Annotated in this window: 20 protein-coding genes; 5 read left to right on the plus strand and 15 right to left on the minus strand. The window is 70.8% G+C overall.

Annotated features, from left to right (window positions below):
* Positions 1-165: 165 nt before the first annotated feature.
* Positions 166-2,049 carry a Xaa-Pro dipeptidyl-peptidase gene (locus tag OG598_RS07530; protein WP_328653709.1) on the minus strand — a complete coding sequence of 628 codons (1,884 nt, stop codon included), beginning with the start codon at positions 2,047-2,049 and terminating at the stop codon, positions 166-168.
* A gap of 327 nt (positions 2,050-2,376) precedes the next feature.
* On the opposite strand from OG598_RS07530, the gene OG598_RS07535 reads away from it, so the two are divergent.
* Positions 2,377-5,721, plus strand: coding sequence for a S8 family peptidase (locus OG598_RS07535; protein ID WP_328653710.1), 3,345 nt, complete (start codon positions 2,377-2,379; stop codon positions 5,719-5,721).
* 128 nt (positions 5,722-5,849) lie between these two features.
* Positions 5,850-6,497: a DUF998 domain-containing protein gene (locus tag OG598_RS07540; RefSeq protein WP_328653711.1), complete on the plus strand. Its 648-nt coding sequence runs from the start codon at positions 5,850-5,852 to the stop codon at positions 6,495-6,497.
* 3 nt (positions 6,498-6,500) lie between these two features.
* On the opposite strand, the gene OG598_RS07545 is transcribed toward OG598_RS07540, so the two are convergent.
* The 9 genes from OG598_RS07545 to OG598_RS07585 form a co-directional block, all read right to left on the minus strand.
* Positions 6,501-6,995 carry a DUF2231 domain-containing protein gene (locus tag OG598_RS07545; protein WP_328653712.1) on the minus strand — a complete coding sequence of 165 codons (495 nt, stop codon included), beginning with the start codon at positions 6,993-6,995 and terminating at the stop codon, positions 6,501-6,503.
* A gap of 93 nt (positions 6,996-7,088) precedes the next feature.
* Positions 7,089-8,315, minus strand: a complete 1,227-nt coding sequence (locus OG598_RS07550; protein WP_328653713.1) for an SGNH/GDSL hydrolase family protein — start codon at positions 8,313-8,315, stop codon at positions 7,089-7,091.
* The gene (locus tag OG598_RS07555) at positions 8,315-10,723 is read right to left on the minus strand and encodes a glycosyl hydrolase family 95 catalytic domain-containing protein (protein ID WP_328653714.1); all 2,409 of its coding nucleotides are present in this window, start codon (positions 10,721-10,723) and stop codon (positions 8,315-8,317) included. The genes OG598_RS07550 and OG598_RS07555 overlap by 1 nt, the downstream gene beginning before the upstream one ends.
* A gap of 81 nt (positions 10,724-10,804) precedes the next feature.
* Positions 10,805-12,637, minus strand: a complete 1,833-nt coding sequence (locus OG598_RS07560) for an alpha-galactosidase D (RefSeq protein ID WP_328653715.1) — start codon at positions 12,635-12,637, stop codon at positions 10,805-10,807.
* Positions 12,638-12,707: 70 nt separating this feature from the next.
* Positions 12,708-13,874, minus strand: coding sequence for an ROK family transcriptional regulator (locus OG598_RS07565; protein ID WP_328653716.1), 1,167 nt, complete (start codon positions 13,872-13,874; stop codon positions 12,708-12,710).
* 93 nt (positions 13,875-13,967) lie between these two features.
* On the minus strand, positions 13,968-14,603 hold the full coding sequence (locus tag OG598_RS07570; RefSeq protein ID WP_328653717.1) for a LysE family translocator: 636 nt from the start codon (positions 14,601-14,603) through the stop codon (positions 13,968-13,970).
* A 2-nt stretch (positions 14,604-14,605) separates the two neighbouring features.
* Positions 14,606-15,352, minus strand: coding sequence for a metallophosphoesterase (locus OG598_RS07575; protein WP_328653718.1), 747 nt, complete (start codon positions 15,350-15,352; stop codon positions 14,606-14,608).
* Positions 15,353-15,443: 91 nt separating this feature from the next.
* Positions 15,444-16,487, minus strand: a complete 1,044-nt coding sequence (locus OG598_RS07580; RefSeq protein WP_328653719.1) for an SEC-C metal-binding domain-containing protein — start codon at positions 16,485-16,487, stop codon at positions 15,444-15,446.
* A gap of 92 nt (positions 16,488-16,579) precedes the next feature.
* Positions 16,580-17,410, minus strand: a complete 831-nt coding sequence (locus tag OG598_RS07585) for an NAD(P)H-binding protein (RefSeq protein ID WP_328653720.1) — start codon at positions 17,408-17,410, stop codon at positions 16,580-16,582.
* Positions 17,411-17,513: 103 nt separating this feature from the next.
* Between OG598_RS07585 and OG598_RS07590 the strand changes: the two genes are divergently transcribed.
* Together OG598_RS07590 and OG598_RS07595 are read left to right on the plus strand one after the other, a co-directional pair.
* Positions 17,514-18,440 (plus strand): AraC family transcriptional regulator, encoded by a 927-nt coding sequence (locus tag OG598_RS07590; RefSeq protein ID WP_328653721.1) that lies wholly within the window; start codon positions 17,514-17,516, stop codon positions 18,438-18,440.
* Between the two features lie 134 nt (positions 18,441-18,574).
* Complete coding sequence (locus OG598_RS07595) at positions 18,575-20,644, plus strand: phosphocholine-specific phospholipase C (protein WP_328653722.1); 2,070 nt, start codon at positions 18,575-18,577, stop codon at positions 20,642-20,644.
* Positions 20,645-20,750: 106 nt separating this feature from the next.
* Here the strand turns inward: OG598_RS07595 and OG598_RS07600 are convergent, their stop codons facing one another.
* Complete coding sequence (locus OG598_RS07600) at positions 20,751-21,734, minus strand: helix-turn-helix transcriptional regulator (RefSeq protein ID WP_328653723.1); 984 nt, start codon at positions 21,732-21,734, stop codon at positions 20,751-20,753.
* 104 nt (positions 21,735-21,838) lie between these two features.
* Here OG598_RS07600 and OG598_RS07605 point away from each other — a divergent pair, with 104 nt between their 5' ends.
* Positions 21,839-22,312 (plus strand): VOC family protein, encoded by a 474-nt coding sequence (locus tag OG598_RS07605; RefSeq protein WP_328653724.1) that lies wholly within the window; start codon positions 21,839-21,841, stop codon positions 22,310-22,312.
* A gap of 51 nt (positions 22,313-22,363) precedes the next feature.
* Here OG598_RS07605 and OG598_RS07610 read toward each other — a convergent pair whose 3' ends face one another.
* The 4 genes from OG598_RS07610 to OG598_RS07625 all read right to left on the minus strand — a co-directional run bounded on the left by OG598_RS07610 (position 22,364) and on the right by OG598_RS07625 (position 26,451).
* Positions 22,364-23,200, minus strand: a complete 837-nt coding sequence (locus OG598_RS07610; RefSeq protein WP_328653725.1) for an aldo/keto reductase — start codon at positions 23,198-23,200, stop codon at positions 22,364-22,366.
* 10 nt (positions 23,201-23,210) lie between these two features.
* Positions 23,211-25,001, minus strand: a complete 1,791-nt coding sequence (locus OG598_RS07615; RefSeq protein ID WP_328653726.1) for a glycoside hydrolase family 15 protein — start codon at positions 24,999-25,001, stop codon at positions 23,211-23,213.
* Positions 25,002-25,071: 70 nt separating this feature from the next.
* Entirely contained in the window at positions 25,072-25,548 is a 477-nt protein-coding gene (locus OG598_RS07620) for a hypothetical protein (protein WP_328653727.1), read from the minus strand.
* A 243-nt stretch (positions 25,549-25,791) separates the two neighbouring features.
* On the minus strand, positions 25,792-26,451 hold the full coding sequence (locus OG598_RS07625; protein WP_328653728.1) for a hypothetical protein: 660 nt from the start codon (positions 26,449-26,451) through the stop codon (positions 25,792-25,794).
* Positions 26,452-26,631: the final 180 nt, after the last annotated feature.

Raw genomic sequence — 26,631 nt, forward strand, 5'->3', positions numbered from 1 at the left:
GATGCTCCGACTTCATGAAAGCCGAGTGGATCACGCCGCTGCGCGGCGGCCGACTGCACCTGCGCGGCGGCACGCGCGGCGCGATCAGCGGCGGAGTGGTCCCGACGTGCGGGTGGGGCAGCCCGAACGTGTCGGACTGCCCCACCCGGGAGCGCGGAGACGAGATCAGAACCCGAGGACGCTCCGCCCGCCGACAACCGGCAGTCGCAGTTCGCTGTCGTTCGGCGCGACCCGCAACTCGGTGCCGCCCAACGGCAGCAGGGTGTACTCCTGGTCGCTGGAGAAGACGACCACACCGATCCGGTGTCCCGCCGGGAAGATGTAGTCCTTCGGCTCCATGGTCCACCGGTAGTCGTACAGCTTGCCCTGCTTGACCGGTTCGGTGCGCGCGGCGCTCTTGCGGTTCTGCGGGTCCATCCACCCTCGCGTCACCACTGTCGGGGCGGCGGTCGACCCGGCCGGGCCGTAGTCGACCAGGTACGCGGTGAGGTTCGCGTCCGGCTTGTTGTCGATAGCCATCCGCAGTCGCATCTCCGGACGCCCGGAGATGCGCACGCTCTGCGTCAGCTCGGGGGAGCGGTAGGCGAGTCGGTTGGCGTTCGCGGTGTCCGGGTTGGACACCAGGGTGTCCGGGTGGAAGGTCCGGCCCTCGTCGACGAAGCTCTGCTCGACAGTGGTCTTCGGTGGCTTGCCGGTGGTGAGCGCGCCGGGTGCGGTGGTGTCGGTGGCCGCGAAGCGCAGGCCGACCTCCCGCGCCGCCGGGTCGGGCCAGTTGACGTACGTGGTGTAGGCGCGGTCCTCGCGCTGGAGCACCGCCGTCGGCTCGTCCATGATGCCGTTGCGCACGTTCCACAGCCAGAAGTCGAACCAGCGGTTCTCGGTCTGCTTGTACGTCCACGTCTGGCCGCTGGGCAGGGTCACCGAGGCGCTGCTGCCGGGACCGCCGTGGCCGCCCTGGTGCAGCCAGATCTTGCGGGGGACGTCGCGCTTGGCGAGCTGGTCCCACCAGCCGGCGAAGTGTTCGGTCTTGACGTTCCAGTCGTTGAGGCCGTGGACGACGAAGACGCTGGCCTTGACGTCGCGGGCGTCGAGGTAGTCGCGGTCGCGCCAGAACGTCGAGTAGTCGCCGGTGACCCGGTCCTGCTCCGCGGTGATCTCCGCGAGCTCGTCGGCGCACTGTCCTGCGGCGCGGGCCTGCCCGGCGGTGTACTGGGCAAGGATGTCGAGGTCCTCGCCCTGGAACGTCCCTGGCGCGACCACCAGACCGTTGGCCCGGTAGTAGTCGTACCAGCTGCTGATCGCGGAGACCGGCACGATGGTCTTGAGTCCCTTGACGCCGGTGGTGGCCACCTGGTTGGGCAGCGTCCCGTTGTAGGAGACACCGGTCATGCCGACAGCGCCGGTGGTCCAGCCGGCGGTGACCGGGGCGCCGTTCGCGTCGTACCCCTTGGCCCGGCCGTTGAGCCAGTCGATGACCGCCTTGGTGCCGAGCGTCTCGGCCTGGTCCCCGCTGGTCGGGCAGCCGTCCGAGTCGCCGGTGCCGACGCTCTGGCCGAGCACCACCGCGTACCCGCGGGGCACGTAGTAGTCGTCCAACGAGCCGGGCAGGTTGGCCTTCGCCTGGGCCCGTTGTGCGCCGGCGTCGAGGGCGCGACGCCCGCTGCGGTCGGTCAGGCCGTTCTGCGGCAGGTCGTCGACCAGCACGCTCGGGTACGGCACGTCACCCCAGGTGCCCTTGCGGTACGGGCTGTGCTCGAAGATGACAGGCACCTTGAAGCCCTGCGTGGCGGTCTCCCGGGGGCGGGAAATGTCGATCGCCACCCGGTCGGGCCGACCGTCGTGGTCGGTGTCCACAGAGGTCTGGACGAACACCCGCTCCTCGATCGCGTCGGCGAGCGAGAACACCGGTTGGGTCATGCCGTCGCTGACCACGATGCCGGTGGGCGTGGTGGGCGTGGGCGGGGCGGCAGCCGCGGGTGGGGCTGCGCCGAGGACCAGGGCGCCGGACACGCCGACGCTCAGGAGTGCCAGATGACGGGGTCGACGCATGCGCGTCTCCCTTCGGTTGGGCTGGTTGCCGGGGGTCGGCACTGGCCAATCTCGAAGATCCATTCGTCGTCATGCTAGGTCCGGGCCGGCGTCCCGTCGATCCCTTCGGCCAGGGACGCATCTGTCGTCCACACCGTCGCTGCCGGTCCAGTGGGCGGCAATCGAAACGACATCGAACTGAGCCCGGCGGCGAAACAGCGCCGAAATCTTCAGCGCGCGGGCCGGAAAACCCCTCGTCAAGGGGTGCCCGGATGATCGTTCCCCTGCATATGATCTTGCCGGAGTCGCCCGAAGAGGCGGTTTCGTCCACATTAGACGAGGAGCACCATGCTCAGGAAAACGCGATGGCTGTTGGCCGTCGCCGTCACGGCCACGACGCTGACCGCCCTACCGGGCGGCGCCGCCACGGCCGGACCCAGCGACATCGGTCAGACCGGCGCACCCGCAGCCACTGCTGACGGCAAGACGCACACCGTCACCCTGCTGACCGGCGACGTGGTGACCGTACGGGACACCGGATCGGGCTGCCCACAGGCCACGATCCGGCCGGCGGACGAGAACGCGGTGATCCACCAGAGCTGCGGCCCCGACGGTCACCTGCACGTCATCCCCGCCCGCGTCGCGTCCCAACTCGGCTCGGTCCTCGACCCCGACCTGTTCGACGTCACCACGCTGATCGCCGACGGCTACGACGACGACAACTCCGCCGAGCTGCCGCTCATCGTGCAGCCCGCCACCGCGTCCGCCCGGGTGGCCGCGCTCGGTGACGTGCTGCCGCTGCCCAGCATCGGCGCGGTCGCCGGCCGCGTACCCAAGAAGAGCCCGGCCACGGCGAAGCTCGCCACCAACTCGCTGCTCGCCGGCGCGAAGAAGGTCTGGCTCGACCGCAAGGTCCGGGCCACCGCCCTGACCGGCGCTGGGCGCCCGGCCGGCCTGGACCGCAACCTGGGCCAGATCGCCGCGCCGGACGCCTGGAAGGCCGGCTACACCGGCAATGGCGTCCGCGTCGCGGTGCTCGACACCGGTGCCGACTTCACCCACCCGGACCTGGTCGGCCGGGTCGCCGACCGGGCCGACTTCACCGCCGAGGGCGGTGACGCCGTCGACCACAACGGCCACGGTACGCACGTCGCCTCGACCATCGCCGGCACCGGTGCGGCCGCCCACGGTCAGCGTCGCGGCGTGGCGCCGGACGCCAAGCTGGTGATCGGCAAGGTTCTCGACGACAACGGCTTCGGCGACGACTCCGGCATCATCGCCGCCATGGAGTGGGCCGCCACCCGGGCCGACGTCATCAACATGAGCCTCGGCGGCAGCGACCCGGACGACGGCAGCGACCCGCTGTCGCTCGCCGTCGACGCCCTGAGCACGTCCACCGGCGCGCTCTTCGTCATCGCCGCCGGCAACAGCGGCGGCGCCATCTCCTCGCCGGGCTCGGCCGCCAGCGCGCTGACCGTCGGCGCCGTCGACCGCAACGACACGCTCGCCGACTTCTCCAGCCGCGGGCCGCTGGTCACCAGCAACGTGGCCAAGCCGGAACTGGTCGCCCCCGGTGTCGACATCGTCGCCGCCCGGGCCGCCGGCACCAACCTCCAGGGCCCGATCGACAGGTACTACGAGGCGATCAGCGGCACCTCGATGGCGAGCCCGCACGTGGCGGGCGCCGCCGCGCTGCTCGTCCAGCGCCACCCGGACTGGAGCGGTGAGCGACTCAAGGCTGCCCTCGTCGGCGCCGCCGACCCGCTCAGCGGCATCGACCCGTACGCCGTCGGCGCCGGGCGGCTCAACGCGGTCCGGGCCCTGGATGGCCCCACCAGCAACCAGCCGGTGGTCAACCTCGGCACCTTCGCGTACCCGCAGTCCGGAACCAGCGAGACGAAGCTGAGCTGGACCGGTGAGTCGACGGCTGTTCTCGACCTCGACGTGTCGATCGTCAACCACGACGGCCGACCGGTGCCGCGCGGCGCGGCGTCGCTGTCGACGAGTCGGCTGACGCTCAAGCACGGCGCGACCGCCGCGGCGACCCTGCGGGTCGATCGTGCGGCGCTGGCCGCCCGGCCGGGCTTCTACCTGGCCACCGTCACCGCCCGTTCCGGCCGCAAGCTGGTCGCTACCACTCCGGTGAGCTTCACCGTCGAGCAGCCCAGCTACGACCTGACGATCCAGACGAAGCCGCTGCCGGGCCTGAAGGACGGCGCGGAGAGCTGGATCAACCTGATGGTCACCAACCTCACCGACCCGGTGATCTACTACGACGGTGCGGGCGGCACGCCCGGAGACACCTTCACGCTGCGGGTGCCGGCCGGCCGGTACGCGATCCTCGGCTCGTCCGTCGCCTACTACGTCGACAGTGACGTGTTGGAGACGACGCTCGCCGCCGAGGCCGACCTGGACGTGCACGGTGCCCGGAGCGTGACGCTCGACCCGGCGCGGGCCAAGCCGGTGACGGCGACTGTCGACGGGGTGCCCACCACGCCCACCCGGACCGACCTCACCAACGTCCAGACCGCGCCGAACGGCCTGTCCTGGTGGCACCAGATCAGCGGGTACGGGGCCAGGACGACGGTCCGCACCACGGCGCTGACCAAGCCCACAGTCGGCTCCCGGCGCACCTGGGCGGCGGTCAATCTGGACTCGCCCGCCGGCACCGCCACGCCGTACCGCTACAACCTGGTGCACGAGTACACGGGCGGCGGCGTCCCGGCCGACCCCGCCTTCCGGGTGAACAAGGCCGAGCAGGCCACGCTCGCCCGGATCGAGGAGCGCTTCCACCAGGTGGACTCGGAGGGGATGGTCACCCAACTGATCCGCAGCGGTTTCACAGCGGACGGGGTGCCGGTCACGCAGACCCACGAGGGGAACCTGCCGCCGTACCGCACCGACTACCTCTCGGCCGGCTACCGCTGGGCCGACGAGGGTGTCTACGGTGGCCTGTCGGCCCAGGAAGCGCCCCGCACCTACCAGCCGGGCAGTCGGCAGACCAAGGTTTGGGCGCGGCAGCCGCTGCACTCCGGCTGGTACGACGACCCGGCCGGCGTCGACCACAGCTGCGCCACCGCGCCGTCGCGGACCCGGGGCAACCTGCACATCGACCTGGTGTCGCTGACCGACCAGCACCAGCGGGCCGACTGCCTCCAGGGCTCCGCGATCGGGGTGAACCGCAAGCTGTCGTTGTACCGCAACGGGAAACTGGTCGAGGAGCGGGACCGCCCGCTCGCCGACTTCACGGTGCCGCAGCAGGTGGCCGACTACCGGCTGACCCTCGACGTCGACACGAGCCTGATCCTGCCGATCTCCACCACTGTCAACACCTCGTGGACGTTCCGGTCGGCCGGGCCGGACGGCACCGGAAGCGTGCCGCTGCCGCTGCTCGCTGTGGACTACGCGCTGCCGATGGACACCAACAACCACGCCACCGGCGGAACGGCGGAACTCGCCGTCCGGCAGATGCGGGGCATCAAGGCGCAGAAGGTGACGTCGTTTGAGGTCTGGACCTCGACGAACGACGGGGCCACCTGGACGTCGGCCCGGGTCACCGGCAGCGGCGACAGCTACCGGGTCGCGCTGCCGAGGGCCGTCGCCGGGCAGCCCGTGTCGTTGCGGGTGAAGGCCGCCGCCAACGGCGGTAGCGGAATCGACCAGACCATCATCCGGGCGTACCACGCCGGCTGACCGTCGACACCGTGGTGCGGCCCGGCTCCGGCCGGGTCGCACCACCTTTGTGCGTAGCGGTGTCGATCCGGCCCCACCTCGTTCGTCGTGACGGTGAACCCCGACGCCGACAATCGAGAGGCACGCCCATGACGTCCGTCGCCGAGACATCGCTGCGCCGAACCCGTTTCCTGCTGGGCTGCGGCACTGCCGCCGGCCTGTTGTTCCCTCTCCTGTCGTTCGGGCAGGCGTTCACCCGATCCGGATTCGACCTGCGCCGGCACGCGATCAGCTCACTCACCCTCGGCGACCTCGGCTGGCTGCAGGTCATCGCGTTCGTGGGCACCGGAGTACTGGCCGTCGCCTTCGCGGTGGGCCTGTGGCAGGCGCTGCGACCGGGCCGGGCCGGCACCGTGGTGCCGGTGCTGGTCGGCGTGTACGGGGTGGCGATGGTCGGCGGCGGGATCTTCGTGCCCGATCCCGCCCTCGGCTGGCCACCCGGCGCCCCGGCGGGTCTGCCCGAGCAGGCCAGCACGGGCAGCGTCCTGCACACGGTCTGCGGCGCGGCGGCGTTCCTGTCGCTGATCGCGGCCGGCCTGCTGCTCGCTCGACGGTGCGCCGCCCAGGGGGACCGGAAGTGGGCGCTCTACAGCGCCACCAGCGGTGCCGTCGCGTTCGTGCTCACCGCCCTGCCGTGGAGCGAGGGGAGTGCGAGCATCCGCTTCGCCATCGGAGCGGTGCTCATCTCGGGGTGGCTCGTGGCGCTCTCCTCGCGAGCACGCGACGAGGTCGCCTGACCGTCACTGGCCCTCCCAGACCGCCTTCGCCCCGGAGTCGCCGGTGCGCACCACGTAATACACGGTGACGGCGGCGGCCACCAGCGACAACACCTGCAACGCCAGGGTCAGCGGTCGACCGGGCCGTCCGTCCGCGTCGGCGTCGGCGGCCCTCGGCGGGACGAGCCGGACCAGCGCCAGGGCCACCACCCCCAAGCCGATGCTGGCGTAGAGCGTGATGTCACCGAACTCCTGGTGCGCCTCCAGCTTCGGCAGGAACTCGGGGGTGACCCGGTTGGCGGCGCGCATCCGCTCGAGGAAGGCGTCGCCGGAGAGCTTCGTCAGCAGGGCGGCGACCGGTGCGCCCACGGCGAGCAGCCCCAGCACCCACCGGGTGTGCGGCCGGATCGGCGGGACGAACGCGTAACCGACAGTCAGCAGGGCCAGCAGTGGCACGAACGCGACAGCGGCGTGCAGCAGCAGAGGATGGGCCGGGATGCCCATGAACTCCTCGAACATCGGCGTCTCCTCCGGTGACATCGGCCTGGACGTTGATCGTCCACACAGGGACGCTATCGGTACCACACGGGCAATGTCATCCCCGTCGATCGCTCACCTGTCGCACCGCAGCGCGGCCAGGTCGACGGCGTCCGCCATCGCCTGCATGCCCTTGTCGTTCGGGTGGACGTGATCCCCGCTGTCGAGGAACGGCAGCAGCGCCTGCGGATCGTACGGGCTGCGGGTGATCCGGTCGAAGTCGACAACGGCGTCGAACACGCCGCTGTGCCGGATCCACTCGTTGACGCCCTGGCGCACGGCCTCACCGGCGGCGTCGTACTCCGGCCAGCCCTTGTACGCCATGACCGTGGCACCGACGACGCACGTGCCGGCCGCGTGCGCCCGGTCGGCCAGCTCCCGGTAACCAGTGGTCAGGTCGTCCACCGTCACGCCGGTGTGGGCCTTGATGTCGTTGATGCCCTCGTAAACGAAGACCGTGCCGACCCCGGGCTGGGAGAGCACGTCACGGTCGAAGCGGCGCAGCGCGGCCTCCCCGGCGCCGTCGGCGAGCACCTTGTTGCCGGAGATGCCGGCGTTTGCCACGCCCTTGACCGGGCTGTCCGGCGCGGCCTGGAGCCGTCGGGAGAGGTAGTCGGGCCAGCGCCGGTTCGCGTCAGTGCTGGAGGCCCACCCGTCGGTGATGGAGTCGCCGAGGGCCACCACCGAGCGGGTCGCGGCGGACGTCCGCACGCTGACCGCGTCCAGCCAGTACCAGGAGGTCATCGAGTCGGTCCAGTTGGTCGCCGCCTCCTCGGCGGCGTGATCACCGGAGGTCGCGTACGACGTCTGCATGGCCATGCCGTGCCCGCTCGTCGGGCCCTGCGCTCCGGTGACGTAGAGGCTCACCACGAGATTGCTCTGGGCGGCCAGCCGGCCCGGCAGCGGGTCGCTGAGGATCGTCTCGCCGGCCGCGACGGTGACCGAGGGCTTCCCGCCGAACGTCAGCCGCCGGTTGCTGCCGCCGACCAGTTCGGCGCCCTGCCGCTGCAACCCGGCGTACGCGCTGGTGAAGGTCACCGGGTGTTCGCCGAAGGCGTTGGTGAGGCGGATCCGCAGGGCGTCCCCGCCGACGCTGGTGCGCACCACCAGCCGGTAGCTGCGCTCGGCGGGCCCGGAGCCCTGCCGGTCGGCGCTGGCGGCCCAGGTGACAGCGAAGTGCCGACCGTCACCGGCCGCCCTGTCGTGCGGCGTCCGCGCCTGCGCCGCCGACCCGACCAGAGGTACGCAGAGCAGCGCGGCGACGGCGGCGGCCGCCCCGCGCCGGGCGAATCCGGCCCGCATCAGAGGTTCCTCAGGGTGATCGACTCGCCGGGGCGCAGTGTGACCTGGCGAGAGCGACCGTTGGCCAGCACCGTGGTGCTGCGGCCACCGACGCTCGTCAACCGCGCCTGGGTGACCCGCCCGTCGCGCCAGCAAAGGTCGGCGGTGAAACCACCGCGTACGCCGACGCCGGCCACCGAACCGGCGGACGCCCAGGCGGCGGGCAGCGCCGGCAGCAACTCGACGTGACCGGGCCGGGAGTAGAGCAGCATCTCGACGATCGCGGCGGGCGTGCCGAGGTTCGCGTCGATCTGGAAGATGCCCCGACCGGGGTTCGTCTCGTAGATGTCGAAGAGGTTCATGGCGCTGCCGTTGCTGCCGTTCGTCGACGGCCGCAGGTTGTTGACGACGAGCTGGTACGCCTTCTCCGCGTCCTTCAGCCGCGCCCAGCACAGGCTGCGCCACGCGTTGGCCCAGCCGAAGCTGTTCATGCCGCGCGCGGTGAGCAGGGCGGTGGCACCGGCGACGACCGCGGCGGGGGTGGAGCCGTCCGGGCGGATCCGGTCGCCGGGGAACAGACCGATCAGGGGGGAGAGGTGTCGGTGCGTGGTCTCACCGAGGTTGTCCGGTGACATCCACTCCTGCAACCAGCCGGAGGTGGGGCTGACCTCGGGCAGGTAGAGGCGTTTGCGGAGCGCGTCGACGCTCCGGGCGTGGTCGGCGTCGCGGCCGAGCACCCGGGCTGCGGTGTGGTAGTTCTCGAAGAGGTTCCACACCAACTCCTGGGAGTAGGTGTTGCCCCGGGTGTCCTGCGGCCCGTGTTCGGCCGACCAGTCCCGGTCGGCGACCAGCACCTCGCGGGTGGCGCCGGACGCGTCGGTGACGGTCGCGGTGACGAGTCGGGTCTCCCAGAACTCCACGGCACCCTTGACGACCGGGTAGATCTTCGCCAGGTAGCCGCGGTCCTGGGTGTACTCGTAGTGCTCGAACAGGTTCTGGCAGAGCCACGCGTTACCGCTGGGGTGCCACCACCAGCCGCTTCCGCCGTACGGGTTGGTGGAGAAGGCGACGGCCCACCCGGCGACCCGGCCGCTGGTGTTGCGGAACCGGTTCGTCGAGGTGTTGAAGAGCCGCTGGGTGACCTCGGTCCACACCGGCAACTGCGCCACGCAGTAGTCCGCGTACGCGTCGAAGGTGTCGGTGAGGCCGGCCCGGTCGGCCGGCCAGTAGGTCATCTGGATGTTGACGTCGCTGTGGTAGTCACCCATCCAGTCCGGGTCGTTGCCGTCCAGCCACGGGCCCTGCAAACCGATCGGCAGGCTGCCCCGCGACCCGGAGATCAGCAGGTACCGGCCGAACTGGAGGTACGCGGCCTCCAGTTCCGGGTCGGGGACGTTGTCGCGCCAGCGCGCCTGCACCCGCTCCCAGGTGTCCAGTTCGCGCTGGCCGGCGGACGAGGCGCCGAGGTCGATGACGAACCGCTCGAACGCCGGCCGGACGTCGGCGACATGGGTGTGCAGCAGCTCGCGGACCGACGCACGCGCCGCGGCCAGGACCTTGTCCCGGGCCAGCCGTTGCGGCTGTACCGATTCGTCGCGGAACCCGGTGGCGGCGGTCGGCGCGTAGTTGGTGCCGCCGCTGACGATGACGGTGAGGTCCCGGCAGTCGGTGAACGCGATCGACGTGCCGCTCACCGCCACCGTTCCGGTGCCACTGTGCGCGGTGACGGCGGCACCGTAGCGCAGCCCGTTGGCGAACGAGGCGCCGAACGACGCGTACCGGCCGGTGGGGTCGGCGGTGGTGGACTCGCCGTGGGTGCCGGCCAGGGAGACGGTGCCGGTGTACGTGCCGCCGCCCTGCGAGGTGAAGTGCAGCACGATGACGTCGTCCGGGCGGCTGGCGAAGACCTCCCGCCGGTAGCCGACCCCACCGATGTCGTACGCAACGCTGACCAGGCCCTGCGCCAGGTCGAGGGTGCGGCGGTAGGCGTCGACAGCGCCGAGGTCGTGCCCGGGGATGTCGACGGTCAGCGTGGCCAGCATGGTGAGCGAGCCGAAGTCGTCGCGCCCGTAGGGGAACTGGCCGTCGCCGTCGAGCGTGTCGTTGCGGCCACCGGTCCAGAGCGTCGCATCGGTGATCGTCAGGAACTCCCGGGACGGGTCGTTGCTGGCGAGCGCGCCGAGTCGGCCGTTGCCCACCGGCAGGCCCTGCTCGATCATCGAGGTGGCGGAGCCGGGTGCCCGCCACCAGAGCTGGTTCTTCGCGGCGACGTTCGGGGCGAGCATCGGCGACGTCGTGGGCCGCCGGGGTGCGGGTGTGGCGGCGAAGGCGGGTAGGCCACCGAGGGCGGTGGCCGCGCCGGCGGCGGCGGCCAGCGCCAGGAAGCCGCGACGGCTGGGGTGGTTGTCGCGCGTGCTGTGGATCTCCATGTCGGGTTCTCCAACCTGGGCGTTCGGCGGATGCGCGTGGCGGCGCGGCCCGGCTGTTGGCGCCGGGCCGCGCCGGGCACGTCAGAGGGTCTGCGGTACGGCGATCCGGTCGATGTCGGGGGAGTACCAGGTGCCGCTGTCGAAGGTGATGGTGTTGGCGCCCGCCTTCAGCGCCAGCTGGACGCTGACCGTCTCGACGGTGCCCCAGTCACCGGTGGAGGGGAACGTCAGGTAGCTGCCGTTGCCGCTGTTGGAGGAGACCTGCACCGAGCGCGCGTCACCGCTGACGTAGGAGACGGCGACGGTGTAGATGCCGTCAGTGCGCACTGTCACCTCGTTGAACCGGAGCTTGCCGCCGACGTAGAGGTTGCCGACCTTCTGACCGCCGGAGCAGGCGTCGCAGCCGCCGACGGAGGCGGTGCCGGTCAGGGTGTTCACCGAAGCCTCGGCCTCGTAGCTGGTCGAGGTCAGAGCGGTGCCCGGCCGTACGGTGAACAGCCGCGAGCCGTGCGCGGGCAGCGCCGCGGTGATGGCGTTCTTCTGCGTTCCGAGGTCGCGGCGGTTCCACACGTCCCGGACCGAGGCGTTGCCGGTGAACCCGAACGACGCCCAGTGCGCGGTGACCGACGCTGGCGCGTCGCCGAGGTTGAACAGCGCGACCGTGTAGCTGCCGTCCGGGTTCTTCGCACCCCAGACCTGCTGGTCACCGGCGGGAGTGACCGGCCGGGCCGGCGCGCCGCCGTTCTGGTCGATGGCGATGACCTCGCGGTTGGTCAGCAACGACAACCCGTAGTCGTCGAGGCGGGTGATGTCGTCCCCGGTGTACAGCGGCGACTTCGAGATCGCCCACAGCGTCGCGTACGACTGACGCTCGGCCCTGGTGAGGCCGTCCATCTCGCCGTTGCCCACGTTGAGCGAGTCGAGGTCGTTCCACCCGCCGGGGCCGGCCTTGCGGCTCCAGGCCGGCGCGTCGTCGAACCGGTCGTCGACCGAGTTCTCCCAACTGACCAGTGTGTTGCAGTAGCACTCGACGTCCGTGTCGATGCGCCAGCCGTTGGAGTACCGCTTCCAGTCGGCGGCGTGGTTGATGTCGAGCGACCAGGACAGTTCGAGGTGGATCGGGCGGCCGGCGGTGGCGATGGCCCGCTGCCAGGCGGCGACGTCGGCCACGTTGTCGTAGTTGTCGCCGGACTTGAACGAGCCCGGGCCGACCCCGTCGAGCTTCAGGAAGTCGTAACCCCAGTCGGCGAAGAGCTGCGCCTGCGAGTCGATGTACTTCTGCGCGCAGGGGTTGTCGAAGTTCAGCTTGTACGCGCTGTCCCAGCCGTTGGTGGTGCGCAGGTCCGGGTAGACGATGTTCGCTGTGGTGCAGCCGGGGGCGTTCCAGATCGGCGCGGCGCCGCCTGCGTACGCCTCCTTCTCCAGCCCGACGGGCAGGTAGATGCCGGCCTTCAGCCCTTTGCCGTGGATGTGCTCGGCGACGGCCTGCATCCCGCGCGGGAATCGCACCGGGTCGGGGGTCTGCCGGGCGTACTGGTCGAAGCGCGGCACCCAGGCGTTGTCCCGCCACCAGCCGGCGTCGATGTTGACGTACTCGTAGCCGTACGGCTTCAGCCTGGTGGCGAGGGCGTCGGTCTGCTTCAGGACGTTGGCCTCGGTGAGGTAGCTGTAGTCGCCGTCGGGGTTCAGGCCCGGGTACTTGGAGGACTGCATCGTCCAACTGGTCCACCCCATGAAGGGGCGCTGCGCGATGTCCGCGGCGGCCTGAGCCGGCGCGGCCTGGGCCACTGTCGTCGGGGCGGCCTGGGCCACTGTCGCCGGGGCGGCGCCCGCGGCGAGGAGCACGCCCAGCGCCGCCGCGACGAGCGGCACCCGGGTGCGGGGCTGTCTGCGCGGGGTTGTCGGTGACGGCATGGTCAACCTCCTGGTGGCGGTGGGTCGAGTCGAGCGCTATGGACGGTGGGTGGCCGAGATGACGCCGGGGTCAGGGGACGACGAGCGACTGGATGCTCACTGCCGCCGCCGCGCGGGCCCACTCCTCGAAGGGCAACGGGCGGATGAAGAGGGGGCACCGCGCGGCGGCGCCAAAGGCCTGCCGTTCGAAGCTGGCGCGGATGTGGCTGTCGAACAGGTCGTACGCGGCCAACCCTTCACCGGACACGACGATGCGGGTGGGACCGACCAGGTTCGCGACGGCCGCGATGCCGCAACCGATCGCGCCGCCGGCCCGGGCGAAGACGGCCCGCACCTGCTCGTGGCCGCCGCGTGCCAGGGCCACCGCCTCGTCGATGGTGAGGTCGGGGCGGCCGGTGCGGTCGCGGGCCTGGGCCACTATGGCGTCGGTGCCGGCGATCGACTCGACGCAACCGCGACCGCCGCAGTGGCAGTCCGGGCCGGCGGCGTCGACGGTGAGGTGGCCGATCTCGCCGGCTACGCCGTACGACCCGGAGACCAGGCGGCCGTTGACGACGAGGCCACAGCCGATGCCGGTGCCCACGGTGACCAGGGCGAACGACTCGGCCCCCACTCCCTCGCCGAACCAGTGCTCGGCGGCGGTGAGCGCCTTGACGTCGTTCTCCACTGTGACGGTGAGACCGGTGCGCTGCGCGGCGAGCCGACCCAGCGGCACGTCCCGCCAGTGCAGGAACGGTGAGTAGCGCACCAGGCCGATGCCGCGGTCGATGTCGCCGGAGAGGGCCAGTCCGAGGCGGCGGACCCGGGTCCGGTCGCCGGGGAACACGTCGAACAGGTCGTCGGCGAGCCGGTCGACCTCGGTGAGGACCGCGTCGACGTCGGGGTCGTCCAACGACCGGCGGGCGCTGGCGTGGACCTGCGCGCGCAGGTCGCAGACCACGCCGATCACCTCGTCGGCGGTGATCTTCACGCCGAGGAAGAACTCGCGTTCGGCGCGTACCGCGAGAGGGCTGGCGGGGCGTCCGGCGCCCGGCCCGGAGCGTTCGGTGGCGGCCAGTTCGTGCAGGTAGCCCAGGTCGATGAGCGGCCGGGCGGCCTTCGTGACGGCGGCGGAGGAGAGGCCGAGCCGGCGGGCCAGCGCGACCCGACTGACCGGCCCCTCGGTCAGCACCGTCGTGAAGATCGCCGTCGCCGCCGGTGGCCCGGTGAACGTACCGGTGTCGATCCCAGGAAACATGGACGAAATCTAAGGCGAATATTTAACTTCTTCAAGTATTGATTTGCCTCGGTGCTCCGTCCTAGAGTCGGCGACGCGCCGGCCACGGAAAACTCAGGTCGCCGCCGCGCGTACGCCGAGGCCGACCAGGAGCACGCCGGTCAGCCGATCGAGCGTTCGTCGCACCGACGCGGTACGGAGCAACCGAGCTGCGGCACCGGAGACGACGGTCCAGCCGGCGAGCCAACAGGTGTGCAGCGCGGCGTGCGCCGTGGCGAGCAGCACCATCGGTACCAGCACCGGTCGGCCCGGTTCGAGGAACTGCGGGGCCAACGTGAGGTAGATGGCGGCGGCCTTGGGGTTCAGCACGTTGCCGAGCAACCCCTGCAGGTACGGGTGGTCCACGCGCCAGGGCAGCCTTCGGGCGGAAACCGTCGGTCGCCGTCCCGCCTCCGTGCGACGGCGCGACGCGGACCAGAGCATCCAGAGCCCGAGCCCGACCAGATAACCGGCCCCGACCAGCTTGACCACCCAGAACGCCTGCGACGAGCGGAGCACCAGCGCGGCCAGGCCGACAGCGGCCAGCGTGGCGTGCACGTAGAGCCCGGTCACCGTACCCAGGATCACCCACCAGCCCTGCCGCCGCCCGCCGGTAGCGACCCGGGAGACGACCAGGGTCAGGCTCGCACCCGGCGTGGCGGTGATCGGCGCGACGGCGAGCAGGAAGCCGAGCACCGCTACCCCGTGCATGCTCAGACCACCACCCGGTAGTGGGTGGTGAGCAGCCCGGCGTCGTCGTACACGTGGAACGCGACGCCGGGCGGCTGGGTCTGGGTGGCCAACGGGCCGTCGCCCTCCCAGGGCATCCGCAGCGTGGAGACCACACCCGGGGCGATTCGCAGGGGACGGCCCGCGAAGGTGCTCGCGGCGGCGGTGTGGAAATGCCCTGTCAGCACGGCGACGACCTGCGGGTGGGCGGCGACGAGCTCGGCCAGGGCGTCGGCCGGCAGAAGCCGCATCGGGTCGATGACCGGGTGGTGCAGCACCACCGGCGGGTGGTGCAGGGCGATGAACGTCGGTGTCCCGGCCGGCACCGAACCCAGCTCGTCGGCGAGCCAGGCCGTCGTCTCCTCGTCCAGGTGACCGTCGTCCGCACCGGGCACGGAGGAGTCGGCGAGGAGGAAGACCGCCCCGGCCACGTCGTGGCGGGAGTTGATCGGGCCGGCGCCGCCGCCGTCGTCACCGAGCAGACCCTTGCGGTACGCGTCGCGTACGTCGTGGTTGCCGGGGCAGACCATGACCGGCAGCGGGGAGTCGAAGAGCTTCGCTGCGGTCTCGTACTCGGCCACCTCGCCGTGGTCGGCGATGTCCCCGGTGATCAGGATCGCGTCGACAGGTCGTGGCAGGCCGTGCAGGTAGTCCATGACCCGGGCGGTCCGCTCGGCCGACCGGGGATGGCTGTCGAGGTGGGTGTCACTGAGATGCGCGATGACCAGCACGACGTCGCTCCTAAGGGCTGTTGGTGTCGAAGCCGTCAGGGACGCTACTCCGGGCCAGGTCGGCCACCACAGCGCGACAGGGCCGCAGTGATCAACTCCGCGAGCGCGGCAGGCAGTCCTTCTTGTACTTGAGGCCCGAACCGCACCAGCAGGCGTCGTTGCGCTCCGGCGGCCAGGCGATCCGTGCGCTGGGCCGCGCCGACACCTCGGCCGCGTAGCCCGCCCGGACCGCCGCGTCGGCCGGATCGCCGTCACGTCGACCGGCGAACGCGGTCAACCCGGCCACTGTCGCGCCGAACACGCCCAACCCGGCCTGACCGGCACCCCGCAGCCGAACCAGCTCCGTCTCCAGGCGGCCCCGGTGCGCGTCCCAGTCCGGCCCGTACACGTCGGTGAGGGCGGGGTGCTCGGCGAGCAGGCGATCGAACTCGGCCCGCGGCCAGAAGAGCAGATCCGACTCGGCGTCTCGACGCTCCCCGGCCCGACGCACGAGCTGGGTCTCCAACCGGTCCGCCAGGTCGTCCTGCCGGTCGTGCGGCAGGTTCAGATTGCGGCGTACCCGATGCCGTTGTTGCAGCAGGAAGAAGGTGACACCGGGCGCGTCCGGCGGACCGAGATCGACCACCGGGTCGATAGCGGTGCTGGCCGGCCCGGACGCGGCGGTCGCACGTTCGTTGAGCACCGTGTCGACCGCCTCGCTCAGCCACGTCTCGGCGGTCGCCGAACGCCCACCGGCGTCCAGCGCGGCACTGACGTAGGCGGGGGCGTCGGGCTGCACGAGCAGCAACGGGCGCAACGCCGTCAGCTCCGCCATCGCCTCGTCGTCGTGACCGCCGGCCCGAAACAGCGCGCGGGCCCGCAGCGCCCGGGCGAACCCGGCCCGAGGGTCTTCGCCGGACGGGTACGCTGCCAACGCCTGCTCCGCGTACCGCAGCGCGGCCTCGGGCCTGGCTCGGATCTCCGCGATCTCGGCGGCCAGCGTCAGCGCGTCCCCGGCGTCGTCCGGGTCCTCCAGCCGGCCCTGCTCGGCGGCCTCCGCGAGGTTGGCGGCGACACCGAGCGGATCGGCAGTCCCGAGCGCCGAGCGGCGAAGTTCGGCGAGGTCAGCCTTGGTGAGTATCTCTCTCGTCGGCACGATCTCACGGTACGTCGGGGTGCTCGCGGTGTGCGGGCAGATCACCTGTTACGCCGCTCTCACCCCGCCTCTCGTGCCGCCCGCCGAGCCGACTACGACCACGCGCCGGCCGCCGCAGCCTGAGCGGCGTAGGTGTCGAAGTCCAGCGGGTCCCGTCCGAGAACCCGTCGTACCCCGTCGGTCGGCTCGGCGAGATGGCCCGCCCGCATCCCGGCGAACAGGGCATTCAGCGCGGTGGCCGTTCCCGCCGGATAACCCTCGGCGAGCAGTTCGGCGTGGTACTGCTCCGGTGTGAGTTCCACGTAGCGGATCGAACGGCCGGTCACCCGGGCGATCGTCGCCACCGCCGCGGCGAAGGTGAGCGCACGAGGACCGGACAGGTCGTACACCTGTTCGTGGTGACCGGGCGACGTCAACAGCGTCGCGGCCACGTCGGCGACGTCCTGGGCGTCGACGAACGGCTCCGGTGTGGCACCCATCGGCAGGGCCAGCCGACCGTCGAGCAGTGGTTGGCGGAACAGGTCCTCGCTGAAGTTCTGACTGAAGTTGTTCGGCCGGATGATCGTCCACTCGATGCCGGATTTCCGCACCGCCTCCTCGGCGGCGAGCATGCCGGGGGAGAAGTCACCGATCCGGTCGATCCCCCGGCCGGACAGCGCCACGAACCGGCCGACACCCGAGTCGACCGCCTCAGTCACGAAGTCGGTGGCCAGCGCCGGGTCCTCCGGCGCCAGCAGATAGACAGCAGAGGCACCCGCCAGGGCCGGTCGCCACGTGTCCCGCCGCGACCAGTCGAACCGCACCTCACCGGAGCGAGAGGCGGCCCGGGGGTGCCGACCCGCCGCCCGCAGCGTCTGGACCAGCCGACGACCGGTCTTGCCGGTGCCGGCCATCACGAGTATCGAAGGTGCGTCAGTCGTCATGACCACGAGTCAACGCGCCCGGCCGCGGGCGGGACATGTCCTGTCGTACGCCAGGCATGTCCGATCGTCCGCGGTCCATCCTCCGCGATCTATCGTCGGTGACATGGACCCGTTCGACAATCTGCTGCGCGGCTTGCACGCCGAGGGCGCGGCCTTCGGCCGGTCGGTGCTGACGCCGCCCTGGGCGCTGCGGTTCACCGACGGCGCCCCGCTGACGCTCTGCGTCCCGATGCGGGGCGAGGGCTGGATCTCCCACCCGGAGAGCGACAAGCCTCGCCTGGTCCGGGTCGGCGAGGCGGCCACCGTACGCGGGCCGGCGCCGTTCGTCTTCTCCGCCGAGCCCCGGTCGAGCTTCGAGCCCGGGGAACTGCGGGACGTCCGGCGTGGCCAGACCGCTGTGGTCGACCCGGTGGGCGCGGACCACAGTGACCGTCTCGTGCTGCTGGTCGGGGTCTACCACGTCCGGGGTCGGGTGCCCCAGCGGTTGCTGGGTGCGCTGCCGCCGGTGCTCGTCGTGCCGGAGGACCAGGACTGTGCCGCGCTGCGCGACTACCTGGACGCCCAACTCGACGCGGGGCGGCCCGGACGACAGGTCGTGCTGGACCGCCTGCTGGACTGGTTGTTGGTGTGCACGGTGCGGGACTGGTTCGACCAGCCGGAGGCCGAGGCGCCCGGCTGGTACCGCGCGCTGAGCGACGACACTGTCGGACCGGTGCTGCGGGCCATGCACGACGCGCCGGGCCGGCCGTGGACACTGTCCAGCCTGGCCGCGCAGGCCGGAGTGTCCCGGTCCACACTGGCCAAACGGTTCACCGCGTTGGTGGGCGAACCGCCGCTCACCTACCTGACCGACTGGCGCATGACAGTGGCCGCCGACATGCTCTCCGAATCGACGGCGACGGTCGCCGCCGTGGCGCGTCACCTCGGGTACGCGGACGCGTTCGGCTTCAGCGCGGCCTTCAAACGCGTGCACGGCATGAGCCCCAGCGGGCATCGACGGCTCACCCGGGTCGACGCCACGGCGGCGTGACCGGTGCTCCTCAACGGCCCAGAGCCGGTCGACGAGTGGTCGCAAAAGCAACGAACTACTGTCATCTGCCGTCAACCCGTCGTCGGTAGCGTCCGGTCGCCAGTTTCCCGACCAGGTCGCACAAAGGCGGAGTTATGGGCACCGTGGATCGCCGTACGTTCCTCAAGGCGATGGGAGTTCCCGCGATCGGCGCGGCGCTCCCGTTGGACCTCAGCAAGGCGCTCGCCATCCCGGCGAACAACCGGACCGGCTCGATCACTGACGTCGAGCACGTCATCATCCTGATGCAGGAGAATCGCTCCTTCGACCACTACTTCGGCACGATGCGCGGCGTACGCGGATTCGGTGACCCCCATCCGGCGACACTGCCGTCCGGCAAGGACGTGTGGCACCAGCCCAACGGGACCGACGAGCTGCTGCCCTTCCGCCCCGAGGTGAAGGACCTCGGCCAGACCTTCCTGCCGGACCCGCCGCACGGCTGGAACGACGGGCACGCCGCCTGGAACGACGGCCGGTTCGACAAGTGGGTGCCGAACAAGGGCGTCACGGCGATGACCTACCACACCCGCCAGGACCTGCCGTACCACTACGCGCTCGCCGACGCCTTCACCGTCTGCGACAGCTACCACTGCTCGCTGATGGGCCCGACCGACCCGAACCGCTACCACATGTGGAGCGGCTGGGTCGGCAACGACGGCAAGGGCGGCGGGCCGGTCATCACCAACGCCGAGGCGGGCTACGACTGGTCCACGTACCCGGAGCGGCTGGAACGCAACGGCATCTCCTGGAAGATCTACCAGGACGTCGGCACCGGCCTCAATGCCGCCGGGTCCTGGGGCTGGACGAACGACCCGTACATCGGCAACTACGGCGACAACTCGCTGCTCTACTTCCACCAGTACCAGAACGCGCAGCCCGGAACGCCGTTGGCCGACAGGGCCAAGACCGGCACCGAGGTCAGGACGCAGGGCCGCGACCCGGAGGCGCTGCTGGCCGACTTCCGCGCCGACGTCGAGGCGGGGCGCCTACCGGAGGTTTCCTGGATCACCGCGCCCGAGGCGTACACCGAGCACCCGAACTGGGAGCCGGCCTACGGCTCCTGGTACATCTCGCAGGTCATCGACATCCTCGCCTCGAACCCCGAGGTGTGGAGCAAGATGGCGCTCTTCATCACGTACGACGAGGAGGGCGGCTTCTTCGACCACGTGGTCCCGCCGACGCCCCCGCAGACCCGCGAGCACGGGCAGTCGACTGTGCCGACCACCAACGAGATCTTCCCCGGCGACGCCGACCACCCGGCCGGGCCGTACGGCCTCGGCATCCGGGTGCCGATGGTCATCGTCTCGCCGTGGACGCGCGGCGGGTACGTGAACTCGCAGGTCTTCGACCACACCTCACTGATCAAGTTCTTGGAGGCGCGGTTCGGGCACGGCCGGCCGGACCTGATCGAGAAGAACATCACCCCGTGGCGGCGGGCCGTCGTCGGCGACCTGACCACGGCGTTCGACTTCCGGCACCCGAACCGCTCGCGCGAGGTCAGGCTGCCCGACACCGACGACTTCAAGCCCGAGGAGCTGGTCCGGCACCCCGACGAGGTGCCGGTTCCGCCGGCGGACCAGCGGCTGCCGAAGCAGGAGCACGGCGTACGCCCGGCGCGGCCGATCCCGTACACCCTGCACGCCGACGGGCACCGCGGCGACGACGGGTTCCGGATCGACTTCCGCAACTCCGGCGGGGTCGCTGCGGTCTTCCAGGTCCGCCAGGCCGGCAGCGCGGACGCCCCGCGGAGTTACACAGTCGAGCCGGGCAAGCACCTGACGGACACCTGGCCGGTCACCCCCGGGTACGACCTGTCGGTGCACGGGCCGAACGGGTTCTTCCGCCGGTTCACCGATGGCCGGTCCCACGTCGACGTCACCCCCGCCTACGACGAGCACGACTACAAGCTCGCCCTCACGCTCGAGAACCGGCTGTCGAAGCGGGTCGAGGTGACCGTCCGCGACGGGTACAACGCCCGACCGGTCAAGGTGTCGCTGCGACCCGGCGAGACCGAGCGGGTCACGTGGGCGCTCGCCCGCACCCACGGCTGGTACGACCTGACTGTTGCCGTCGCTGGTGACGCCGACTTCGCGTACCGCTGCGCGGGTCATGTCGAGAACGGCAAGGACAGCATCAGCGACCCGGCCCTCGGAGGGCTCGTCTAGGGCTTCCCTCGGACCGGTGGGATGACGCTCGCGCCGGTCGGCGGCGGACGTGGTGGTGGGCGTCATGACTCAGCGGTAAATCCATACCCCAGAGTCATGGCACCCATCACCGCGTCCGCCCGCCCGTTTCCGGCACAGCCACGCTGCGGATGACGCGGTCAGCGAGCCGACGCAGATGGTCGACCAACTCCACCGGTTCGTGAACGGTGAAGTCGCACCCGAGCAGTGTGAGCCGGAAGGCGAGCCAGTCGACGGTGTCTTCCGGGCTGCGCCATCGGCACGACGCGTCGTCGAGCGGCTCCAGCTCTCCGGCGTGGTCGCCCAGGCGGGCAGCCGCCTGCTCGGCCGGCACCGCGAGCGTCGCCACCGCCCGGAAGACCGGTGCCAGGCTGTGCAACTGGTCGGTCACGAACGCGGACGCGTCGTCGGTCGGTAGCGCGCGGGGCGCCACCCGTACCCCGGTTGTGGTGGCGTGTTCGATGCGGTCGACGCGGAACGTGCGCCAGTCCTCGCGCTCGTTGTCGTAGGAGACGACGTACCAACGACGGCCCACCACGACGAGCCGGTGCGGTTCGACGAGCCGCCGGCTGACGCCGCCGTCGCCGTCGCGGTAGTCGAAGCGGACCCGCTCGTGTGCCGAGGCCGCCGCCGCGAGGACGATGAGCTGCGCCGGATCGACGAGCGACACCGCCGCCGCTGTCGACGACACGGTGGCCGCGGTGAGGGTGCCGACGTGGCGACGCAGCCGAGGTGGCAGCACCTGCTGCAGTTTGGCCAGCGCCCGCACCGATGCCTCGGCGATGCCGGCGACCGGTTGCCGGGCTGCGGTGTGCAGGCCGACAGCGATGGCCACCGCCTCCTCGTCATCGAGCAGCAGCGGTGGCATCGCCTTACCCGCGACCAGCCGGTAGCCGCCCAGCGTGCCCAGGCTGGCCTGGACCGGGTAGCCGAGTTCCCGCAGCCGGTCGATGTCGCGGCGCACGGTCCGCGGGGTCACCGCGAGACGCTCGGCGAGTTCGCTGCCGGGCCATTCGCGGGGTGTCTGGAGAAGGGAGAGCAGTCGTAACAGGCGGGCCGGCGTGTCGCGCATGCTCCCATGATGGGTCCCGATCTAGGACAGTTACCAGCCTAGATCGGGTCTACCGTCGCCCATCTGAGTGCGCGGACGCCGCACCCGAATGAGGAGACGGACCGATGAAGGTTGTTCCCGACGGCTACCACACCGTGACCCCCTGGATCATCTCGCCGGGAAAGACGGGCGCGCTGATCGATTTCATCGTCGGCGTCTTCGACGCCACCGAACTGGCCCGAATGGAGGTGGACGGGGTGATCGGCCACGCCGAGGTCCGTATCGGGGACTCGGTCGTGATGATGTTCGACAAGCCCCACTGGCCGGCCACGCCCGCCTTCCTCCGGCTCTACGTCGCCGACGACGCCGAGGTGCTCCGCCGGGCCGTCGAACGCGGAGCGAACGTCGTCACCGAGCCGACCGAGCTCTTCTGGGGCGACCGGGTCAGCCGCTTCCGCGACCCGCTCGGCAACCTGTGGTGGATCCACCAGCGCGTGGCGGAGCCCACCGAGGAGGAGATGGGCCGACGGCTCGACGACCCCGACTTCGCCAAGGCAATGGAGTACGTCCAGAGTGCCGAGTTCTCTCCCCACGGCTGACCGCACTCGCACGCATCGATCACCCCACCGACCGTCAGCGGGTCGGGTCCGTCAGAACTCCTCGTACACCGCCGGGTCCTGGTCCGCGAGACGCCCGTCCGGGCGGCCCAGCGCGGTGATGGCCTCGACCTGCGCGTCGGTGAGCTTGATACCGAAGACGTCCAGGTTCTCGACCTGCCGCTGCGGGGAGGCGGCCTTGGGCAGCGGAATCACCTGACGGGCCACGTGCCAGGCGAGAATCGCCTGCGCCGGGCTGACGCCGTGCGCGGTCGCGATCTCCACGACGACGGGATGCTGCTGCAGGTCGTTGCCATGGCCGAGCGGGCTCCAACCCTGCACCAGGATGCCGTGCTCCCGGTGGTAGTCGAGCGCCTCCTGCTGCGGAAAGTACGGGTGCACCTCGATCTGGTTGACCACCGGGGCGACACCGGTCTCGGCCACCAGCCGCTCGATGTGCTCGGGCAGGAAGTTGGAGAGCCCGATGTGCCGAACCAGCCCACGCTCCCGCGCCTCGATCAGCGCCCGCCACGCCTGCACGTACAGGTCGACCTTCGGGTTCGGCCAGTGGATCAGGTACAGGTCGACCCGGTCGAGGCCGGTGCGGAACACACTCTCCTCGATAGTGGTCAGCGCCTCGTCGTAGCGGTGGTGCCGCCCCGGCAGCTTCGAGGTGACGACCAGCTCGTCCCCCACGTCAGCGGCCGAACGGGCCGCCCGGCCGACAGCGCCCTCGTTCTCGTAGTTCACCGCCGAGTCGATCAACCGGTAGCCGGCCCGGATCGCCTGACCGATCGCGTCGACACCCGCCGAGCCGTTCAGCCGGTACGTACCGAGCCCGATCGCCGGCAGAGTGGTGCCGTCGCCTGCCGTCAGGTGCGGAATCGTCATGATTGGGACCCTACCCGCACGTGGGGGCGTCTCGGATGGCGAGTGCGGCTTGGACGAGCGCGGCATGGGTCAGCGTCTGGGGGTAGTTGCCGAGGTGGGCACCCGTCGCCGGGTTCAACTCTTCGGCGTAGAGGCCAAGTGGGCTGGCGTGGTCGACCATGGCCCGGAACAGCTCGACGGCTTCGCGGCGACGCCCGGTGCGGGCAAGGCCCTGAACGAGCCAAAATGAGCAGGGCAGGAACGCGCCCTCGGTGCCGGGAAGGCCGTCACGTCCGGGTGGGTAGCGGTAGAGCAGTGGACCGCCGCCGGACAGTCTGTCCCGGATGGCGTCGATGGTGCCGCGCACCCGGGGTGACTCGGCCCGGTCCATGTCGAGCAACGGCAGGACGAGCAGGGCCGCGTCGAGATCCTGGGAGCCGTAGCTGCGGACGTAGCTGGCCGCCGTCGGGTCGAAGCCGTGCTTCCGGACCTCGGCGACGATGGCATCTCGGGATTTCTGCCAGCGTCGACGTTGGCGGTCCCGCAGGGGGTGCGTGTCGGCGATGGCCAGGGCGCGGTCCAGGGCGAGCCAGCCCATGAGCTTGGAATGGACGTGTTGGTCGGGTTCCCGTACCTCCCATATGCCGGCGTCGGGCTCCTGCCAACAATCGGCGACCACGTCGGCGAAACCGCGCACTGCCCGCCACGTCTCGGAGTAGAGGCGGTGCCCGGCGTGAGCGAACGCCCAGGCGGCGTCAATCACCCAGCCGTAGCCGTCGAGCTGGTGTTGACCGGCGGCACCGTTGCCCACCCGTACCGGAAGGCTGTCGCGGTAGCCGGGCCAACCGGACAGCTCCCGTTCCGCTGGTACCTGCCTGCCGTGAAGGGTGAGCAGCGCAGGCAGGCGTGGCCGTTGCAACCGGCTGGCGTGCAACAGCCACGCGAGGAAACCGCGGGCCTCGTCGGTCTTGCCGACGCTGAGGAAGGCGCTGACGCCGATGCTGGCGTCCCGGGGCCAGACATAGCGGTAGTCCCAGTTTCGTTCCCCACCGGGATCCTCGGGCAATGACGTGGTGGGTGCGGCCACCGGCGCTCCCGAGGGCGAGTAGGTCAGCAGCCGCACAGTGAGCAGGCTCCGTACGACGTGTTCGCGGAAAGGCAGCCGCTCGTCGATTTCCGCTGTCCAGGCCCGCCATCGAGCCTCGTCCTCGATGAGCAGTTCCCAGGCGGCCGTCGGCTCGACGTGGATCAACGGTTCGCGGTGGGCCACTGCCAGCACGAGGGTGACCGGACGGTCTGGTCTGACCGTGATCGTCGTGGGCCGACCCGGTTCGATCCTGAACGTGGGCGTGCTGTCGAGCGCGACCGCAAGCGCCCCCCACTCACACACGAGGGCCTGGCGCCGGCGGTGGGTTCGCGGCCGGCGGTGCCGTGCGCCAAGGCGGGGATCGAACTCCACCACCGCGTCGACCGCTGCCTGCTCGACCGACAGCCGTCGCACGATCAGGGTCGTGGGCAGCAGCCGACCGCTGACCTCGGCCACCATCGCCTCCGTGAGACGGAGCCGACCGCTGCCGACCGCCCAGGTGGTCTCCAGGGTGGCGGTGTGCTGCCGGTACCGTCGTTCGACGACAGTGGCCGGCCGGGCCGGACCGACCCGGAACGTACCGGCTTCCGTGCCCCCGACCAGTCGGCCAAACAGGGGATCGCCGTCGAAACGTGGTACGCAGAGCCAGTCCATCGCGCCGTCACTCGCGACCAACGCGGCGGTGCGAGTGTCGCCCAGCAGACCGTAGTCGCTGATCGGTGGCCCATCAGTCATCGAGATCGCTCCGTGACGAGCCGCGCCGGCGAACAGCGTGCGTCGGGCGGGGACAACGGTCGGGCGCGGGTCACCTGGCGTGGAGGAGCAGCCCGAGAAAGGCCCCGTAGATGACGTGGACGACAGCCGTGACCAGGGGCGTCTGGATGCCGTAGTTGAGGGCGAACAGCCCGGGCGGTTCCAGCAGCGCCGTACTGGCCGGGCCCGCCCGCTGCGACGCCATACGCGGGTGGACACCAGGAAGCAGCGGGAGAATCACCGTCAGCGCGATCCCGACGTGCAGAATCCCGAGCAGCACCCCGATCCACCAGGTGGCACGGTGCAAGAGTGCGAACGTGGCCGCGTAACCGAGGGCGAACCCCTGACCGGCGCAGAGGTGGAGGAAGAACCCGACGACCCGCGCCCGGTCGGGATCGTCGGTGACGAAGGTCCCGAGCACCAGGGGAAGGTCGAGCCGCGTGAGGCCGGCCATCTGAGCGGTGATCATCGATGCGGTGAGCGCCGCGGTGGCGACCAACCCGAACAACGCCCATCCGGCCCAGTCCATCTCAGCAGTCGTCGACGCCGCGGGCGTTCTCAATCATCGGTCCACCCTCCGGCTGAACAGCGTGAATCCCACGGCCCCGACCGGGCACCAGCCCACCGGGCATCGGGCATCGGGGGACCGCCCGGTTTCTCACCATAAGCCACCGGACCTGTCGCGCTGACCTGCTCGCTCAGAACACTTGACGAGTTGGCACCGGGTGGCGAGCGCTTTCGCACGTGTCGTACTGCCGAACCCAACCCGTCGTCAGCCGAGGTCGTCTCCAGGGGCCGTCTTACGGTCCGCCGACTGCGCCTTCTCCACGGCGTGCAACACCAACTCGTACGCCACACGCTGCTCATCCAGCAGCGTGAAGCGCGACCGATCCTTCAGCTCCTGGGTGGCGTACCGCAGCAGGTGCCGGCTGGGCCGAACCGAGCTGGTGAGGAAACGGTCAGCCGCGCCAGCGCCGGAGGCCGGGGCGAGGTGGGTACGTAGATAATCGAGGAACTGGCCCCGCCGTTGCTTGGTGAAGATCCGGCTCTGCTCGGTCGCCTGACGATCGAACAGATCACGGATGTCGCGGTCGGTCGCGTTGTGCAGGTACGCCGCTCCACGGACCGGGTTCTGTTGCTCGGCGAGGATGCCGAGAAAATCCGTCAGGTACTCGCAATAAAGCTCAACCTGGACACCAGGGTGGAGCCGTGGGCCACTCGCGTGCTCCACCGCCACCAGGGTGTCCGAACCTTCATGGGACTCGGCGTAGGACCACTGCTTCAACTCGACGACGATGAAGGAATCGTCGGACGTCCGGGGATCCACACCGGCAAGCACCACATCCACCCGCTTGCTGGTCAGCGGCAACTGGTACTCGACCAGCATCTCCACCTGGCCCAGGCCCGCGTCGGCGAGATCCTGCCCCAGCACCGCCAGGCTGTGCGACCAGGACGACGTTCTGCCGGGCTCACGTTGCGACCGATCTGCTCCACGGCCCGGTCTGCGAGCATGCCGGTGCCGCTCAGGCGCAGCAGACCATCGGCAGACATGCGGAATGCTGACAACACTTGCCCCCGGGCAGCACGAAGTGATCGTGCGCATGGGGGGCGT

It is taken from the genome of Micromonospora sp. NBC_00330, from assembly GCF_036136635.1.
In the GTDB taxonomy this organism is placed as follows: domain Bacteria; phylum Actinomycetota; class Actinomycetes; order Mycobacteriales; family Micromonosporaceae; genus Micromonospora; species Micromonospora salmantinae.